We start from the raw sequence: 16,850 nt of genomic DNA, 5'->3' as shown, positions 1-16,850 counted from the left end.
ACACATTTTTTACGAGGTGGGGATTTAATGAATCATGTTTGTTCTTTATTAAACATTCAATATCCAATTATTCAAGGAGGAATGGGAAATATAAGTAACTCACAACTAACAAGTGCGATTTCTGAAGCAGGTGGATTAGGTACGATTGGAGCAGGGACGATGTCACCGGATGAAGTGGAACATTTGATTATTGAAACGAAAAAAAAGACAAATAAACCTTTTGCAGTGAATATTCCTATCAGTGTCACACCGAATTTTAAAGAAATTTTTTCACTTGTGTTAAAACATCAAGTACCTGTTGTTTCGTTTTCAGCAGGAAACCCAGCACCATATATTCCTACTTGTCACGAAGAAGGGATCAAAGTGATCACTGTAACGGCTTCTGTGAAGCATGCTAAAAAAGCTGAAGAAGCAGGTGCCGATATCATTGTGGCGGAAGGTTATGAAGCAGCTGGTATTAATTCGAACCTTGAGCTTACGACAATGACTTTAGTTCCTCAAATTGTTAAGGCAGTTGGTGTTCCAGTCGTCGCTGCTGGTGGAATCGGTGATGGATATGGTTTATTGGCGGCATTTGCTCTTGGCGCCCAAGGAGTTCAAATGGGAACTCGATTTATTGCTACAATAGAAGCTCCATTTCATGAAAAATATAAAAATCTAATCATAGATGCGAATGAACATGAAACGGTTATTGTAGGACGCTCTGTTGGAAGGGTTCGACGAATTATGAAAACTCCATATGCAGAAAAATTACTGGAGTTCGAAAAAAGCGGGATTTCATTAGAGCAATTTAATGAACATACATCAGAAGATCATCATCGATTAGGGGCGTTGTCTGGAAATTTTGAAGAAGGATTTGTCAATGCTGGACAAATTTCTGGTCTAATAAACGACTTGCCATCTGTCAAACAATTACTTGAAACCATTATGCAGGAAGCAAAGGAGAAAGCAACGAATTTATATCATGTATTTCATTCATTACAAGGGAATGACCAATTGTCGTGAACACGTCGTTCTCTCGTCTTAAATGTACGTAAGAGAAGACAATAGGAGGCGATTCGATTCGTTCTGTTCATCAGTTTTATACTCATTAAATTTTTAGAAAATTATTGACTTTCAGAATGTTTGGTTGATAATATAAATTTAACATAACGTTATTTTTACGTTATTAAAAATATTGTGATGTCATTAAATTTAATCTCCTTTTTGTAAACGTTTCCAAATACTTTTTGTTTTGTTATATCAGCAACAAAATAGACCATTTTGTTGCTAGTATTTTATAAAAATGAAATAGAGGGGGATATTCATGTTTAAATCCATGAAAAAAGTTGCTGTACCGTTTTTGATTAGTTTGTTAGCAGTTTCAGGTTGTAGTGGAAATAGTGATTCAACGGCAAAATCAAGTGACGAGGCTGGAAATGACAGCAAAACTGTAACTATTGGTGTTACCCAAATTATTGAGCACCCATCACTAGATGCTGCTTTTAAAGGGTTTAAGCAAGCATTAGCAGATGGGGGATTTAAGGAAGGCGAGAATGTTACATATGATGTGCAAAACGCGCAAGGAGACCCGAATAACAACCAAACAATTGCCAATAACCTAGTAAGTGCCCAAGTTGATCTCATCTTCGCGAACTCTACACCAAGTGCCCAAAGTGCTTTAAATGCCACAAAAGATATTCCGATCATCTTCACTTCGGTAACAGACCCAGTCGGTGCAGGGTTAGTTCCTTCGATGGACCAAGCTGGTGAAAATATTACCGGTACAACAGACACTCATCCAGAAGCGATTAGCAAAATGATTCAATTTATTCACGAGCAAATGGATGTCACAACGGTTGGTCTTATATACAACTCCGGTGAACAAAACTCCGTATCTCAGATTGAAAAAGTGAAAGAAGCAGCCCAAAATACCGATTTACAATTCGTTGAAGCTTCTGTATCCACTACAGCAGAAGTAAAACAAGCTGCCGAATCGTTAGTAGGGAAAGCAGATGTGTTCTATATCATAACTGACAATACAGTGGTTTCTGCAATTGAATCGGTCGTTAGCGTGGCTAATGACAATAAAATCCCGTTATTTACAGGTGAGCTTGATTCACTTAAGCGAGGCGGTTTTGCAGCATATGGATTTGACTATTATGATATCGGTTATGAAGCAGGGGAAATGGCTGTTTCCATTTTAAAAGGAGAGAAAAAACCTTCAGAAATTAAACCGCAATTCCCACAAAAATTAAAACTAGTTATCAACAAAACTGCAGCTCAAAACCAAGGTGTGGAAATCAAATCTGATTGGGAAACGATAGCAGAATTTATTGAATAATGACTGAAAGGATGAGTGTTTTTGTTTACAGCCATTTTCGGATCCATTGAATCAGGAGTCATCTATGCCATTATGGCGCTAGGAGTTTATCTTTCCTTTCGAATATTAGACTTTCCTGATTTAACAGTAGACGGAAGTTTTGTAACTGGAGCAGCAACAGCGGCAACATTAATTGTCAGTGGAGTGAATCCGTTTTTGGCAACTGTTGCCGCTCTTCTTGTCGGTTTTGTAGCAGGTTCAATTACCGGTTTGCTTCATACAGCAGGTAAAATCAACGCCCTTTTATCTGGAATCTTAATGATGATCGCACTATACTCCATCAATCTACGAATTATGGGAAGATCGAATATTCCTCTTTTAAATGAGGAAACCGTTTTTACTACCATCCGGGATTCATGGAGTGTACTTAACATAGACCCAGCTTTAAATCATTTATTAACCATCATTGGAATCGAAGGTTCGTTGCCAAAAACATGGGGTATTCTCACGATTATGATTATCGTAACATTGTTATTTAAGTGGTTTACTGATTGGTTTTTGCAAACTGAAATTGGCTTAGCACTACGAGCTACCGGTAATAATAAACGAATGATTCGCAGCTTTTCGGCAAATACAAACATGTTTATTATTTTAGGATTAGGCTTGTCGAATGCTATGGTGGCCTTTAGTGGGGCGTTAATTGCCCAGTACGGCGCTTTTGCTGATGTCGGCATGGGAATTGGGATGATTATTATCGGTTTAGCCTCCGTCATTATTGGAGAAGCGTTATTTGGAACAAAAACGATCGCAAGAGCAACGCTTGCCGTTATTGGGGGAGCTGTCATCTACCGGATTGTTGTAAGTTTAGCATTGCGTGCGCAATTTCTTGAGACAGGTGACGTGAAGCTCATCACTGCATCTATTGTGATTTTAGCGCTGATCTTACCGCAACTAATTCGCAGTCATAAAGAAAAGAAACAAAAGGAAAAAAAGAGATTAAACCGCTTGCGTGTTGAAGGCGGAAAGGATGAAAGCCATGTTGCAGTTAAATCAGATCTTTAAAGTGTTTAATGAAGGAACACCTGATGAAAAAATAGCCCTTAACAATGTTAGCCTGACGTTAAATAAAGGAGATTTTGTAACGATTATCGGCAGTAATGGGGCAGGAAAATCAACGCTTATGAACGTAATTTCGGGTGTATTATTTCCGGATGAAGGTAGTGTGTTTATTGATGGAAATGACGTGACAAATCTACCAGAATATCAGCGTTCCCGATATATTGGGAGAGTTTTTCAAGATCCAATGGCAGGGACGGCACCGAGTATGACGATTGAAGAGAACCTGGCAATCGCATTTTCCCGAATTAATTCCCGAACTTTTAAGCGAGGTGTCACCAAAAAAAGAAGAGAATTTTTTCGAGAAGTCCTCCAAACGCTCCATCTTGGTTTAGAAAATCGTTTAAATGCAAAAGTAGGATTATTATCTGGTGGTGAGCGGCAAGCATTGTCACTTTTAATGGCTACGTTTACCGAACCACAGATTCTACTTTTAGATGAACATACAGCAGCCCTTGACCCTTCTAGAGCCGAATTAATTACCCAATTAACAAAAGACATTGTCGAGAAATACCATTTAACGACGTTAATGGTCACGCACAATATGCAACAAGCCATTGAGTTAGGCAATCGCCTTATTATGATGGATAAAGGACAAATTATTTTTGAAGTAAATGCACAAGAAAAGAAACAGCTAACTGTTGAAAAATTGTTGCATGAATTTCAACGAATTCGTGGAGAACAAATGGCAAGTGATCGAGCTATTTTAAGTTAATAGTGACTTTATTAAATTTAATCTTCATTTATATGACATTATTAAAGTATAACGTAAAACCAATGTTATATTTGGTGTTTTGTATTTTAGGAGGAGATGGAATGAAACCAGGTATTGAAGTGGGGCAAACAGCGACGGTAGAGGCAATTGTTACACCCGAGATGTTTGCGCAATTTGAAGGAAATGTAATCCATCCTGCCTATTCCACCGTTTCGATGGTATATCACATGGAATGGGCTTCAAGAAAAATTATTTTACCATATTTAGAAGATAACGAAGAAGGGATTGGAGCAGCAGTGAGTGTGAAGCACGTTGCTCCCACGACAGAAGGAGAAGTGGTCACAGTTACAGCTACCTTAACAGAATTGAAAGATAATGTAGTGATTACAAAAGTAGAGGCGAAAAACAAAAAACGTTTAATAGGAATCGGTGAAGTAAAACAAGTCATCCTACCAAAGCAAGAAATTAAAGAAATGCTTCTGACTCAGAAGTCTTAGATAGGGGTTCTAGTTTTAACAAGAAAGGATGGTATCGTTGCAAACCGCTATGAAAACGCTTTCGAAAGACGGATCCATGGATATTTTCTCTCTAATGAGTGAGCATGAACAAGTGATTTTTTGTAACGATGAAAAAACAGGATTAAAAGCGATTATTGCGATTCATAATACAACTCTTGGCCCAGCACTAGGCGGCTGTCGGATGCAACCCTATAAAACAGTAGACGATGCCTTGTTTGATGTACTCCGTCTATCAAAAGGGATGACATATAAATGCGCAGCAGCAGACGTAGATTTTGGTGGTGGAAAAGCAGTAATTATAGGTGATCCACAAAAAGATAAAACTCCAGAATTGTTCCGGGCATTTGGTCAATTTGTGGAATCGTTAAACGGTAGGTTTTATACAGGAACGGACATGGGGACCACACCAGATGATTTTGTTCATGCATTAAAAGAAACAAACTGTATTGTTGGTGTCAGTGAAGAATATGGGGGAAGCGGCGATTCGTCTGTCCCAACAGCATTAGGTGTCATTTACGGAATTCAAGCGACCAATCAAGTGGTCTTTGGAAGTGATGGACTGGCAGGAAAAACTTACGCGATTCAAGGACTCGGCAAAGTCGGATCTAAAGTTGCCATTCGTCTTCTTGAAGAAGGAGCGGATTTATATGTTTGTGATTTAAATGATGAAGCGATTCAAAAAGTGTTATTGCGAGCAAAAGAACTGGGGGCAACGGTAAAGGTAGTGAAAGGGGAAGAAATTTATAAAACGGATGCAGATGTATTTGTTCCGTGTGCATTTGGAAATGTCGTTAACGATGACACAATTGATTTGTTTCGAGTAAAAGCCATTGTGGGGTCGGCAAATAACCAGCTATTAGATATCCGTCACGGCAAGATGCTTCAAAATAAAGGCATTTTATATGCTCCTGATTATATCGTAAATGCGGGTGGATTAATTCAAGTAGCAGATGAATTATATGAACCGAATAAAGAGCGCGTATTACAAAAAACAAAAGGAATTTACACAACCCTTCTTAACATTTATAAAGAAGCAGAAAATGAGCGAATGACAACTGTTGAGGCAGCGAATCGGTTTTGTGAACAACGTATTGAGCTACGTAAATCAAGAAATAACTTCTTTACACATAAAAAGCGACCGAAATGGGATATTCGCCTATAAGTTTAATAGAAAGAGGGGACAGAATGGAAAAGCAATTTCCACTTATTCAAGTCATCGATCATTACGGAAATGTTGTAGTAGATGAATGGCGTCATCATGTTACGAGAGAGCTTTCCATGACATTTTACCGTCATTTAATACGAACACGGACGTTTGACAGAAAGTGTATAAGTTTACAGCGCCAAGGCCGTATTGGAACATATGCCCCTTATGAAGGACAAGAAGCGTCTCAAGTAGGAAGTGCCCTTGCCTTAGAGGAAGGAGATTGGATGTTTCCTACCTATCGCGATCATGGGGCGACCATGACATTTGGACATTCGTTAACCAACATTTTATTATTTTGGAACGGTCGAAACGAAGGGTGTGTTCCTCCGAAAGGGAAAAAAATTATGCCGCCAAGTGTACCAATCGCTACCCAAATTCCGCATGCTGCTGGGACGGCGCTTGCAGAAAAACGAAAAGGGACAACGAATGCAGTAATTGTGTATTTCGGTGATGGAGCAACATCCGAAGGAGATTTTCATGAAGGATTAAATTTTGCGAGCGTTTTTCATGCTCCAGTTGTATTTTTTAACCAAAACAACCAATATGCGATTTCGGTACCCATCACACGCCAAATGAAATCGAAAACCATCGCCCAAAAAGCGCTCGCCTATGATATATACGGTGTTCGTGTCGATGGAAATGATGTGTTTGCTGTGTACTTTGAAACGAAAAAAGCGCTTGAGAGAGCAAGAAACGGTGAAGGACCGACGTTAATTGAAGCCGTTACATGGCGTTACGGAGCTCACACAACAGCAGATGACCCGACGAAATACCGAAATCAAGAAGAAAGCGAAAAGAGACGGGAACAGTCAGACCCGATTTTACGGCTTGAACGCTTAATGAAAAATGAAGGTTGGTTCGACGAAGTATGGGCAAAAAAGGTACAAGAAGAAGTTACACAGGAAATTGATCATGCTGTTCGTGAAATGGAGTCCTTCCCAAAAGCTGATCCCGAAAATATGTTTAAGCATGTATTTGCTGAGCCAACATGGACGATTGAAGAGCAGAAAAAAGCTTACTTTGCTTGGAAAGGAGGGGGAGTCGTATGACAACTATCGTAAAGACGAAGACGCTTTCGTTCGTTCAAGCAGTCAATGATGCGTTAAAAACGATGCTTCGGGAAAATCAACAAGTCGTTTTACTAGGAGAAGATATCGGTAAAAACGGTGGCGTTTTCCGGGCGACCGATGGATTACAAGCGGAATTTGGAGAAGAGCGGGTGATGGATACACCGTTAAGTGAAGCCGGCTTTACTGGAGCGGCCATCGGGATGGCCCTTAACGGATTTCGACCTGTTGTTGAAATTCAATTTTTAGGTTTTATTTACCCAGCCTATGAACAAATCATGACACATGCTGCTCGTATGCGCTCACGTACGATGGGACATTTTACCGTACCGATGGTCATACGGGCTCCTTATGGTGCAGGAGTACGGGCACCGGAGATTCATAGTGATAGTACCGAGGCATTATTTACCCACATGCCAGGAATCAAAGTCGTTTGTCCTTCGACTCCATATGATGCCAAAGGGTTGTTAATTGCAGCTATTGAAGATCCTGATCCTGTCTTATTCCTAGAACCAATGAGATGTTACCGATCGGTTCGTGAAGAAATTCCTGAGGGGAAATATGTCATCGAGATCGGTAAAGGGAAAAAGCTCCGGGAAGGAGACGATGTAACCATCATTGCATGGGGAGCAATGGTTCCAGTGGCAATGAAAGCTGCTCAAATGGCTGCCCAAAAAGGGATTGAAGCAGATGTGATTGACTTACGCACCCTTTATCCGCTTGATAAAGAACTTATTAGTGAATCTGTTCAAAAAACTGGGAGAACTGTAATCGTGCAAGAAGCGCATATGACTGGAGGAGTAGCGAACGACATTCTAGCGATCATTAATGATACGTCGTTTTTATATCAAAAAGCACCTGTACAACGAGTGACAGGGTATGATGTTCCTGTACCGTTTTTTAGCTATGAAGACGAATATTTACCAACACCCAATCGGGTATTATCCGCGATTCAAACAGCCGTCAAGTTTTAATGAGAGAGGGGGGAGTGGAAGTGGTTGAAGTCAAACTTCACGATATTGGAGAAGGAATGACAGATGCTATGATCATGCATTATTTTGTCAAAAAAGGAGATGAAGTAAAAGCAGATCAACCACTGGTCGAAATACAAACGGACAAAATGACTGCGGAAATTCCAGCGCCTTCTTCAGGGGTTATTAGCGATATCCTAATACCTGAAGGTCAAACCGTAGAAGTCGGTACAACCTTACTTTTATTACAGCCAACTGAGAATATCGTTCATAGTGAGCAACAGCGTACTGAAAAACAAATACCAGTAACAATTTCAGCTCAAAATCAGCAAATTGAAAGGAATGTCATAAAACAGAATAAAAAACCACAGCGGATTCTTGCCGCACCTTATACTCGAAAAATTGCACGGGATCATGGGGTAGACTTATTACTTGTTAAAGGAACAGGACCTGCTGGACGTATCATGGATGAAGATGTCTATCGTTTTATTCAAACACAAAACCATAGCAGAAAAGTAACAAAGCCACTGGAAAGTAAGCCTCAATTCATCGAAAAGCCATCAAATGTTCAACGAGTAGAGGACAATCGTTCTCGACCTATAGATGAATCGCACGAACAAACCATCATTCCGTTCCGTGGTAGACGAAAACAAATTGCCAATAAAATGACCCAATCTCTATATCGAATCGCTCATTGTACGCATTTTGAAGAAATAGATGTGACGGAACTGAATCAGCTCCGTAATGAACTTAAAGAAAATAATATGAACATATCTGCCACAGCATTTTTTATTAAAGCCCTTTCCCTCGCCTTAAAACAGTTCCCGATTTTCAATGCGAAATTAGATGAGGAAAACGAAGTCATCCGATTAGAAAGAGAGCATCATATCGGAATTGCTGTAGATACAAATGAAGGGTTAATTGTGCCAGTTATTAAAAATGTTGAGAAGAAATCGTTACGTCAAATCCATGATGAAGCAAAAGCACTCACCAAAAAAGCATTAGAAAATAAATTGTCCATTCAAGACATTTCAGGAGGCACGTTCACCATTAGTAATGTCGGACCACTAGGGGGAAGTATTGGTGCCACACCGATTATTAATGATCCAGAAGTTGCATTAGTTGCCTTCCATAAAACAAAGAAACGACCAGTTGTAACGGAGCATGATGAAATTGTGATCCGCCAAATGATGAATATTTCTATGTCCTTTGACCATCGTGTAGCTGATGGAGCAACTGCAGTCCATTTTACAAACTATTTAATGAAGTTAATTGAAAACCCAAAATTGATGCTTGTGGAGATGGTATAGATGGTTGTTGGTGAACTAGCTCATGAACGAGATGTGATCATTATTGGTGGCGGGCCAGGAGGATATCATGCGGCCATACGTGCCGCTCAGCTAGGTTTGTCCGTCACATTAATTGAAAAAAATGAGCTCGGGGGAATTTGTCTTAACCAAGGATGTATCCCATCAAAAGTTTTTGCGCATGCGGCTAAACAAATAGGAGAAAAACAGCATTTCGAACAATTAGGAATCGAGTTCAAAACTACGTCATTGAATATAGAAAAATTACAAAACTATAAGCAAAATATAATAAAACAACTACGTCAAGGTGTGGAAACACTATGTAAAGCAAATAAAATCGAACTCATTAAAGGAAAAGCTTCATTTTTGTCGGAAGATCGTCTCGGAGTGGAAACCCATTTTGCCTTTGATGTTTATCGCTTCCAACATGTGATTATCGCGACAGGAGCCTCACTTGTTTCTCCATCTTTTGTTACTATTGACCATGATCGTATACTAAATGCTTTTTCTATTTATCAGTTGAATACGGTACCTGAGCATTTAATGGTTTATGGTAATGATTATATTTCGTTAGAAGTAGCCATGAGTTATCATGCTTTCGGTTCGAAAGTTACCTTAATTCTCGAAGACGATTTCCCATTTGACCCATCCATTAATCGAGAGCTTCAGCGTCTCTTGAAAAAAAGAAAAATAAAAATCTATCAAAAAAGCACCATACACAAAGTCGAGCACGCATTAAAGACTGTTCAAGTAGTGTTGATTACTAGTGAAGGAAGTACGACAACGATCGAAGGATCGCACTTATTTGTATCAAGTCGTACGAAATCCAATATAGAAGAATTAGGAATCGACAAGTTGGGAATCAAATTGACCGAAACAGGCTTTATTGACGTCAACCACAAAGGACAGACGTCACTAGAAAATATTTTTGCCATTGGGGATGTAACAGAGGGTCCAGCATTAGCTGTCAAAGCGATAAAACAAGGAAAAGTAGCGGCAGAAACGATCGCCGGTTTGGATTCGGAAGTAGATTTAACCTTTATGCCGACAATTGTTCATTCGATTCCTCCGATTGCAAGTGTCGGACTAACTGCAAAGGAAGCAAAAGAACAATACGAATGCATTCATGTTGGCCAATTTCCATTAAGGGCTAATGGATTTGCTTCTATTATTGGCCAAAAAGAAGGGTTTATCAAAGTGCTAACAGATGCCAAAACAGACTTAGTTGTCGGCATTCATATGATGGGATCTGGAGCAATCGAGCTTATTTCAAGTGGAATCATCGGTCTGGAAAATGTAGCCCGAGATGAAGATATGAAGTTTCCATTGTACCCACATCCGAGTATAAATGAAGGATTGTTAGAAGCAGTTGAAGCGTTAAAGGGAGAAGCTATTCATCTACCACCTAATAAACAACAACATAAAACAAAGGTAAACGAAGCAGTAAGTCAATAGTACCTATGCATTTCTTATAAAATGCTCTCGATTAAAAAGCTTTTGGTATACAAATGCTCCATGATTAATTTGTATACCATTAGCTTTTTTTATTAAGGCTCTTTTAAACGATAATGTTAATATTTATACATTTCGCTTGTGGCGGACACCTTCCGCGGGCAAGCCGCAAGCCGCTTCCCTCGCTACGCTCAAGTAAGGGTCTTGCGGCTTCTTGTTTCCGCCGGAGTCGCCGCCTTTCGCTTCATGTGAATAACTTGATAAAAATCACAATGATATAAAATAGCCTTTATTAAAAATGGATTGATTTAGGGAAGATGCACGGAAACATCTTTAACAAGATATTAAACATTAACATTCTACATCTTTTTATGTACCAAATGATTAATCAAAAGAAAGTGAATACAAATACGTGAATTTTTGTTGCTATTATACCGAATAGGGTATATCATATTCCTTGTCAGTGAAGTTCCAATTATGGTAACTTATCTGGGGAGGTTTTAACAGGATGATTCTTGTTTTGAGTTTGTTCATTAGTTTAATGGCTATGTTGATGTATAAAAGATACGTTCCCGTGTGGGGCGTTCCTTGTGTACAATCTTTTCATTCGCAAGGTAATTCAATCATTTTAGATGTTCGCGATTTTCATGAGTCATACAAAGATCCCGTACACGGAGCGATTAATATTCCAATTGCTTACTTAGAAAGAAGCAGTCAGCAATTATCTCAAAACAAAGTGTATATCGTGGCTGCCAACCATATAGAAAAAAATCTTAGTATCCGAACCCTTCGAAAAAAAGGTTTCCACGTTATGGGTTACACGCTAACAAATGGTCAGTGTCAGCACAAAGCGGCTTAACATAGCGAAAAAGGTGAAAAAATCACCTCTTTTCTATTTTTGTAAATAATAAAAAAATCTAGCTAATCCAAGTCATTTCAGATTCTTTAATTTGCCATTTTCCATCTTTATAATAAACAGTAATTTCTATACCGATGGCACCAGTTCCAGAACGATACTTGGAACCTTCAAATAAGATATTTTTGTTAAATTTAAAAGAAACCTTATCAAGTTTTAGAAGCACACCATCCAAGACCATTGTATCTGGATTATATAAACCTTTTTCTTTCAGTTCTGCAAATGAAGCTTCCATAACCTTAACTTTGTACTTTTTTTCGAAAAAACGGAATATTTCTTTCTTATCTTGTTCGTTCAATTCAACGAAATTACCCAAATCAATAGCGATGTATTTCATATGGCTATTTAATGCTGTATCTTTTCCCATCATTTCGTCTAAGGCCAGACGATATATTTCCCCTACATGTTCTTTTGGATTAATTCCATTCATACATGCAGTCAGAAAAAATATAGAGAAAATAAATGTTGAAAATAATTTCATTTTTATACTTCCCTTACTCCTTTTTAATGGTATAGACGACAAATTGAATAATATGTTTCATTTATATCTCAAATTTAGGGAAAAAATGAGTTGACACTATTGTTTTATTCCTGTAATATACCCATGGGGGTAATTATAAAAATCAATCCTTTCAATTAGAATAAATTTTTTAAAACAATATATACCTATATAGGTAATTAAGGAGGGATTAAACAATGTCAGAAAAGAAAAAAACAAACATTATTTTATTTAGTGGTGATTACGATAAAGCGATGGCAGCTTATATTATCGCTAATGGAGCAGCGGCGTATGATCACGATGTTACGATTTTCCATACGTTTTGGGGACTTAACGCGTTACGGAAAGACGAAGCTGTATCAGTTAAGAAAGGATTTATCGAAAAAATGTTTGCTAAACTTATGCCAAGAGGGGCCAATCAAATGGGTCTATCCAAAATGAATTTTGCAGGATTTGGTCCGAAAATGATTAAAAGTATTATGAAAAAACATAATGCGATGCCATTACCACAATTAATCGAATTGGCCCAAGAACAAGGGGTTAAGCTAGTCGCTTGCACCATGACGATGGATTTACTTGGTTTAAAAAAAGAGGAACTGTTAGATGGCATTGAATATGCAGGGGTAGCGGCCTACTTAGCTGATGCAGAAGAAGGTCAAGTCAACTTATTTATCTAATGGAAAAAATTTTTAAGGTAATAAATACCCTATAAGGTAAAGTGGTTAGGAGGTATAATTTAATGAAAAACTTAAAAGCAAATGTAACGGTTGATGCGAAAGGTTTAGCATGTCCCATGCCGATTGTAAAAACAAAAAAAGCGATAAATGAATTAGAGGCAGGTCAAGTGTTGGAAGTTCAAGCAACTGATAAAGGATCCAAAGTAGATATAAAAGTATGGGCAGAGAGTACTGGTCATCAATATTTAGGGACGGTGGAAGATGGAGAGGTGTTAAAACATTATTTAAGAAAGTCTTCCAATGAAGAAACGATCGAAAGAAAGTACCCAAACGTGATTACTAATGAGGAACTGGAAAAGAAACTGGAAGCGAACGAAACAATCGTTGTTCTCGATGTTCGAGAGGCTGCTGAGTATGCTTTTAATCATATTCCAAACGCAATTTCCATTCCTTTGGGTGAATTAGAGCAGCGTGTACATGAATTAAACAAAGATGATGAAATTTATATAGTTTGTCGGACTGGGAACCGTAGCGATTTAGCCGCTCAAAAGTTAACAGAGCATGGATTTACAAAAGTGTACAATGTCGTTCCAGGTATGAGCCAATGGACAGGAATGACAAGTGGAATCAATCGTTAAATAACGATTAGAAATTTTTTGCAACTAATTATACGTTAGGGGGAATGGGAGTTAGCTCGTGATTTCCAAAAAAAATCACGGACTCACTATTCTTGATGAACAAGAATTTAGAAAGACCGTAACGGAAAATTTACCACCTCAATCTAATTTCTACCACAAACGAACATGGAAAAATTGAATCCAGACGAAGATAAGCAACGTGAAATGGAAATTGGCCGAATCGCTGTGCGGTTCAATAAAACGAATAAATGGAGGTTATTAAGATGGAAGTAACAAAAGTAGTAGATGCGAAAGGGTTAGCTTGTCCGATGCCAATTGTTAGAACGAAAAAAGCGATGGATGAACTAAAATCAGGGGAAGTGCTTGAAGTTCACACAACGGATCATGGTGCGAAGAACGATTTAACCGCCTGGGCACAATCAACTGGTCATGAATTATTAAAACATGAAGAAGACAATGGGGTATTGAAGTTTTGGATTAAGAAAAGGTATGGCAAATGGGAAGTCTCCGTTAAGACTTCCCATTTTTATTACTTAAACAAAATCAAATAATCTCCATATCCTTCTTCTTCCATCTTCTCTTTTGGGATAAAACGAAGGGCGGCAGAATTAATGCAGTAACGGAGTCCACCAAGTTCTTTTGGGCCGTCATTGAAGACGTGACCAAGATGGCTGTCAGAATCTTTACTTCGGACTTCCGTGCGTACCATTCCGTGGCTTAAGTCAATTTTTTCTTCTATCGCCCCTTTAAGAATTGGTTTCGAGAAGCTCGGCCAACCACAACCAGAGTCAAACTTATCTTTGGAGCTAAAGAGCGGGTACCCAGTGACGACATCGACGTAAATGCCTTCTTCAAAATGGTCCCAATATTCGTTTTGGAATGGTGGTTCCGTTCCATTATTTTGGGTGACTTCGTATTGCATCGGTGTTAATCTCTTTTTTAACTCTTCTTTTTTCTTTTGATCTTCCCAATGTTTTTTTAAATAGTCTTCGCGGCCCGAACCTTTTTTGTAAAGAGCATAACGAAATGGGTTTTTCTTATGAAAGTTTTGATGATATTCTTCCGCTGGATAGAATGGTTTTGCCGGTAATATTTTCGTGACAATTGGTTTATTAAACGGGCTGTGTTCTTCAAGATGCTTCTTTGATTTTTCAGCAGCTATACGTTGTTCTTCCGTATGATAAAATATAGCGGTTTGATAGGATTGGCCACGGTCGTTAAATTGGCCTCCTTCATCGGTTGGGTCAATACTTTTCCAATAAATGTCTAATAACGTTTCATAGCTAATTAATTCTGGGTCATACGTAATTTGTACAACTTCGTAATGGCCGGTTGTACCGCTGCATACTTCTTTATACGTCGGATTTTCTTTCCATCCACCGGAATATCCGGAAATGACGGAAATAATTCCTGGTTTTTCCTCAAAAGGTTCGACCATACACCAAAAGCATCCTCCGGCAAACGTTGCTAATTGATGCGCCATTGTTTTTCCCCCTTCAGCTTATTGTGAAATATAGTTTACCATATCCAAGAACGTTTCATGAAAATATAAGCTCGTTCGGTATGCTCCGTACACTTTCTACCCTGAAATCGGGCAATATCCAATATAAAATAAATAGAAATATCAACACTCTTATGCTTGATACTTCTTAAAGTTACGCTTGAAATGCGCAGATACAAGTTGAATGCTGGATATGATCCTTTTGTCATGACGTCCCGCAATATTTAGGCCATGACATACTAAAAACAAGCCCGTAATCTCCATAGGCATATAAGAAAAAAAGTTTGGGAACTCTTCGTATGTGCCAATCATCGGTTAGCCGTCATGCGTTAGGCCGTAAAACGCCCCTAAATAGTATTCACGGTGGACTTAATCGTTCTGTAGCTCCCTTATGTATTTTTTGGATTATGACCATTTCAATCATTGATGACTATTAAAAAAATCTTCAAGTGAGACTGACACATCATTTCCTGAAAAAAATTGGTTGTCCATCTATAACAGCAACCAAATTAGATGTATACAATAACTAATACCTAGAAGGGGAAGCGGGGGAATCGATGTGAAATGGCTTACTTTGAACGAGATAGTGGCACAAACTGGGGGAGTATTCGTCCAAGGGAAAGGAAATCCGCTCATTAAGAATGTGGTGACAAAGCGATATAAAATCGGTCATCATACATTGCTCATTGATTTATATACAAAAAGGAAAGTTGATTCCAAGCTCTTTAAAAAGTATAACGAAGTGGTGGTCATGACGGAAAAACCGCATCATTTTACCCATCTAGGAGAAAAAGTAATAGTGGTCCAAGTAGATAATATCGACGAAACGTACTGGAATTTTATTGATTATTATCGGAACCTTTTTGATATTCCGATTATTGGAATCACGGGGACATGCGGGAAAACGACGACAAAGGAAATGATTACCCACATCCTTAAAAAAAGATATAAAGTGCAATCCACGTATAAGAGCTTTAATGGTGGCCATAGAAATCATCGCTATTTATTAGGAATCGATGAGGATACGGGGGCGGCAGTTATTGAAATGGGGGTCGACCGACCAGGAGATATTTTATTTTATCTTCAATATTTTCGACCTCAAATTCGCGTCTTGTTAAATATTGATGTCTATCATTTAGTTGGATGTGAAACACCTGAACGTTATTTAAAAGCAAAAGCAGAATTACTGCATGATTTCGATCCAAATTACAATACGTTGATTTTAAATGCAGATGATGAGAACATTCGTCAAATTGATATCAGCCATATCCAAAATAACATTGTTTATTTCGGCATGAGGGATGGTTGTCATTTTCAAGCGACTGATGTGTCTTATGAGAAAAAAGGGATGAAATTTACGTTGCATCATCAACATCAGACGTATTCAGTGTATGTCCCTGGATACGGCAAGCATAATGTATACAATGCGCTCGCTTCTATTGCGGCCACATGTAGTGCAGGAGTGGAAATCAAGGAAGCGTGTGAACGACTTGCATCCTTTCAACCAGTCATGGAACATTTGGAATTTCGAGAGGGAATCAATGGGAGTACCATCATCGATGATACATGGAACGTCACTCCACTATCGATGGAAACAGCGCTACAAGTGTTGAAGGAGGTAGCTGATACAAAAAAGAAAATCGCTTTATTAGGGTATATGCCACAGTTAGGAGAAGGGGAATACGCAAAAAATGAGTATGAACGAATTGGAAGAAAAGTAATGGAATCGAATGTAGATTATTTGATTGTTGTTGGAGAAGAAGCGAAGGAAATTGCGAAGGAAGCTCTTAAATGTGGCATGAATCCAAACAATGTTTATTTTGCGGAGGATGGAACAGACATTTTGAATATATTAGAACCTTTATTAAGTAACGAAACAATCGTCTTGTTAAAAATTCCTCATCGAGTCATGGTTCAAGACTCTTTTAAACAATTAAAAAGTACGATCATCGAGTCATGAAAGG

Annotated in this window: 17 protein-coding genes; 15 read left to right on the top strand and 2 right to left on the bottom strand. The window is 38.5% G+C overall.

Translation table 11 applies throughout. The features are described 5' to 3' along the window. Positions 1–27 precede the first annotated feature (27 nt). From H0Z31_10410 to H0Z31_10360, 11 genes are all read left to right on the top strand, one after another. On the top strand, positions 28–1,005 hold the full coding sequence (locus tag H0Z31_10410) for a DUF561 domain-containing protein (protein MBO8177853.1): 978 nt from the start codon (positions 28–30) through the stop codon (positions 1,003–1,005). Between the two features lie 301 nt (positions 1,006–1,306). Next, positions 1,307–2,323, top strand: a complete 1,017-nt coding sequence (locus H0Z31_10405; GenBank protein MBO8177852.1) for an ABC transporter substrate-binding protein — start codon at positions 1,307–1,309, stop codon at positions 2,321–2,323. A gap of 21 nt (positions 2,324–2,344) precedes the next feature. Continuing rightward, positions 2,345–3,364: an ABC transporter permease gene (locus H0Z31_10400; GenBank protein ID MBO8177851.1), complete on the top strand. Its 1,020-nt coding sequence runs from the start codon at positions 2,345–2,347 to the stop codon at positions 3,362–3,364. Continuing rightward, complete coding sequence (locus H0Z31_10395; protein MBO8177850.1) at positions 3,339–4,133, top strand: ABC transporter ATP-binding protein; 795 nt, start codon at positions 3,339–3,341, stop codon at positions 4,131–4,133. Before H0Z31_10400 ends, H0Z31_10395 begins: the two co-directional genes overlap by 26 nt. A gap of 101 nt (positions 4,134–4,234) precedes the next feature. Beyond that, positions 4,235–4,630 (top strand): thioesterase, encoded by a 396-nt coding sequence (locus tag H0Z31_10390; protein ID MBO8177849.1) that lies wholly within the window; start codon positions 4,235–4,237, stop codon positions 4,628–4,630. A gap of 49 nt (positions 4,631–4,679) precedes the next feature. Next, positions 4,680–5,813 (top strand): Glu/Leu/Phe/Val dehydrogenase, encoded by a 1,134-nt coding sequence (locus H0Z31_10385; protein MBO8177848.1) that lies wholly within the window; start codon positions 4,680–4,682, stop codon positions 5,811–5,813. Between the two features lie 23 nt (positions 5,814–5,836). Continuing rightward, positions 5,837–6,907: a pyruvate dehydrogenase (acetyl-transferring) E1 component subunit alpha gene (gene pdhA, locus H0Z31_10380; protein MBO8177847.1), complete on the top strand. Its 1,071-nt coding sequence runs from the start codon at positions 5,837–5,839 to the stop codon at positions 6,905–6,907. Beyond that, a complete protein-coding gene (locus H0Z31_10375) occupies positions 6,904–7,899 on the top strand; it encodes an alpha-ketoacid dehydrogenase subunit beta (GenBank protein ID MBO8177846.1) in 996 nt (331 codons plus the stop codon). Before pdhA ends, H0Z31_10375 begins: the two co-directional genes overlap by 4 nt. Beyond that, a complete protein-coding gene (locus H0Z31_10370; protein MBO8177845.1) occupies positions 7,899–9,206 on the top strand; it encodes a 2-oxo acid dehydrogenase subunit E2 in 1,308 nt (435 codons plus the stop codon). Before H0Z31_10375 ends, H0Z31_10370 begins: the two co-directional genes overlap by 1 nt. Further along, the gene (gene lpdA, locus H0Z31_10365; GenBank protein ID MBO8177844.1) at positions 9,207–10,658 is read left to right on the top strand and encodes a dihydrolipoyl dehydrogenase; all 1,452 of its coding nucleotides are present in this window, start codon (positions 9,207–9,209) and stop codon (positions 10,656–10,658) included. A gap of 538 nt (positions 10,659–11,196) precedes the next feature. Next, entirely contained in the window at positions 11,197–11,514 is a 318-nt protein-coding gene (locus tag H0Z31_10360) for a hypothetical protein (protein ID MBO8177843.1), read from the top strand. Positions 11,515–11,572: 58 nt separating this feature from the next. Here H0Z31_10360 and H0Z31_10355 read toward each other — a convergent pair whose 3' ends face one another. Then, positions 11,573–12,052 (bottom strand): peptide ABC transporter substrate-binding protein, encoded by a 480-nt coding sequence (locus H0Z31_10355; protein MBO8177842.1) that lies wholly within the window; start codon positions 12,050–12,052, stop codon positions 11,573–11,575. A gap of 215 nt (positions 12,053–12,267) precedes the next feature. Here H0Z31_10355 and H0Z31_10350 point away from each other — a divergent pair, with 215 nt between their 5' ends. From H0Z31_10350 to H0Z31_10340, 3 genes are all read left to right on the top strand, one after another. Continuing rightward, positions 12,268–12,747, top strand: a complete 480-nt coding sequence (locus H0Z31_10350) for a DsrE/DsrF/DrsH-like family protein (protein ID MBO8177841.1) — start codon at positions 12,268–12,270, stop codon at positions 12,745–12,747. 62 nt (positions 12,748–12,809) lie between these two features. Beyond that, on the top strand, positions 12,810–13,385 hold the full coding sequence (locus H0Z31_10345; GenBank protein ID MBO8177840.1) for a sulfurtransferase TusA family protein: 576 nt from the start codon (positions 12,810–12,812) through the stop codon (positions 13,383–13,385). A gap of 263 nt (positions 13,386–13,648) precedes the next feature. Further along, entirely contained in the window at positions 13,649–13,936 is a 288-nt protein-coding gene (locus H0Z31_10340) for a sulfurtransferase TusA family protein (protein MBO8177839.1), read from the top strand. Here the strand turns inward: H0Z31_10340 and msrB are convergent. After that, positions 13,915–14,868, bottom strand: a complete 954-nt coding sequence (gene msrB / locus H0Z31_10335; protein MBO8177838.1) for a peptide-methionine (R)-S-oxide reductase MsrB — start codon at positions 14,866–14,868, stop codon at positions 13,915–13,917. The genes H0Z31_10340 and msrB overlap by 22 nt on opposite strands. A gap of 577 nt (positions 14,869–15,445) precedes the next feature. Between msrB and H0Z31_10330 the strand changes: the two genes are divergently transcribed. Then, entirely contained in the window at positions 15,446–16,846 is a 1,401-nt protein-coding gene (locus H0Z31_10330) for a UDP-N-acetylmuramoyl-tripeptide--D-alanyl-D-alanine ligase (GenBank protein MBO8177837.1), read from the top strand. Positions 16,847–16,850: the final 4 nt, after the last annotated feature.

The organism is Bacillus sp. (in: firmicutes) (assembly GCA_017656295.1).
Lineage (GTDB): Bacteria > Bacillota > Bacilli > Bacillales > JACDOC01 > JACDOC01.
This window is presented reverse-complemented; position numbering and strand designations above follow the sequence as displayed.

Excerpts from the sequence above, each read along its gene's own strand:
- H0Z31_10410 (MBO8177853.1), top strand. The coding sequence starts at position 28 with ATGAATCATGTTTGTTCTTTATTAAACATTCAATATCCAATTATTCAA.
- H0Z31_10405 (MBO8177852.1), top strand. The coding sequence starts at position 1,307 with ATGTTTAAATCCATGAAAAAAGTTGCTGTACCGTTTTTGATTAGTTTG.
- H0Z31_10395 (MBO8177850.1), top strand. The coding sequence starts at position 3,339 with ATGTTGCAGTTAAATCAGATCTTTAAAGTGTTTAATGAAGGAACACCT.
- H0Z31_10390 (MBO8177849.1), top strand. The coding sequence starts at position 4,235 with ATGAAACCAGGTATTGAAGTGGGGCAAACAGCGACGGTAGAGGCAATT.
- H0Z31_10385 (MBO8177848.1), top strand. The coding sequence starts at position 4,680 with ATGAAAACGCTTTCGAAAGACGGATCCATGGATATTTTCTCTCTAATG.
- pdhA (MBO8177847.1), top strand. The coding sequence starts at position 5,837 with ATGGAAAAGCAATTTCCACTTATTCAAGTCATCGATCATTACGGAAAT.
- H0Z31_10375 (MBO8177846.1), top strand. The coding sequence starts at position 6,904 with ATGACAACTATCGTAAAGACGAAGACGCTTTCGTTCGTTCAAGCAGTC.
- H0Z31_10370 (MBO8177845.1), top strand. The coding sequence starts at position 7,899 with ATGAGAGAGGGGGGAGTGGAAGTGGTTGAAGTCAAACTTCACGATATT.
- lpdA (MBO8177844.1), top strand. The coding sequence starts at position 9,207 with ATGGTTGTTGGTGAACTAGCTCATGAACGAGATGTGATCATTATTGGT.
- H0Z31_10360 (MBO8177843.1), top strand. The coding sequence starts at position 11,197 with ATGGCTATGTTGATGTATAAAAGATACGTTCCCGTGTGGGGCGTTCCT.
- H0Z31_10355 (MBO8177842.1), bottom strand. The coding sequence starts at position 12,052 with ATGAAATTATTTTCAACATTTATTTTCTCTATATTTTTTCTGACTGCA.
- H0Z31_10350 (MBO8177841.1), top strand. The coding sequence starts at position 12,268 with ATGTCAGAAAAGAAAAAAACAAACATTATTTTATTTAGTGGTGATTAC.
- H0Z31_10345 (MBO8177840.1), top strand. The coding sequence starts at position 12,810 with ATGAAAAACTTAAAAGCAAATGTAACGGTTGATGCGAAAGGTTTAGCA.
- H0Z31_10340 (MBO8177839.1), top strand. The coding sequence starts at position 13,649 with ATGGAAGTAACAAAAGTAGTAGATGCGAAAGGGTTAGCTTGTCCGATG.
- msrB (MBO8177838.1), bottom strand. The coding sequence starts at position 14,868 with ATGGCGCATCAATTAGCAACGTTTGCCGGAGGATGCTTTTGGTGTATG.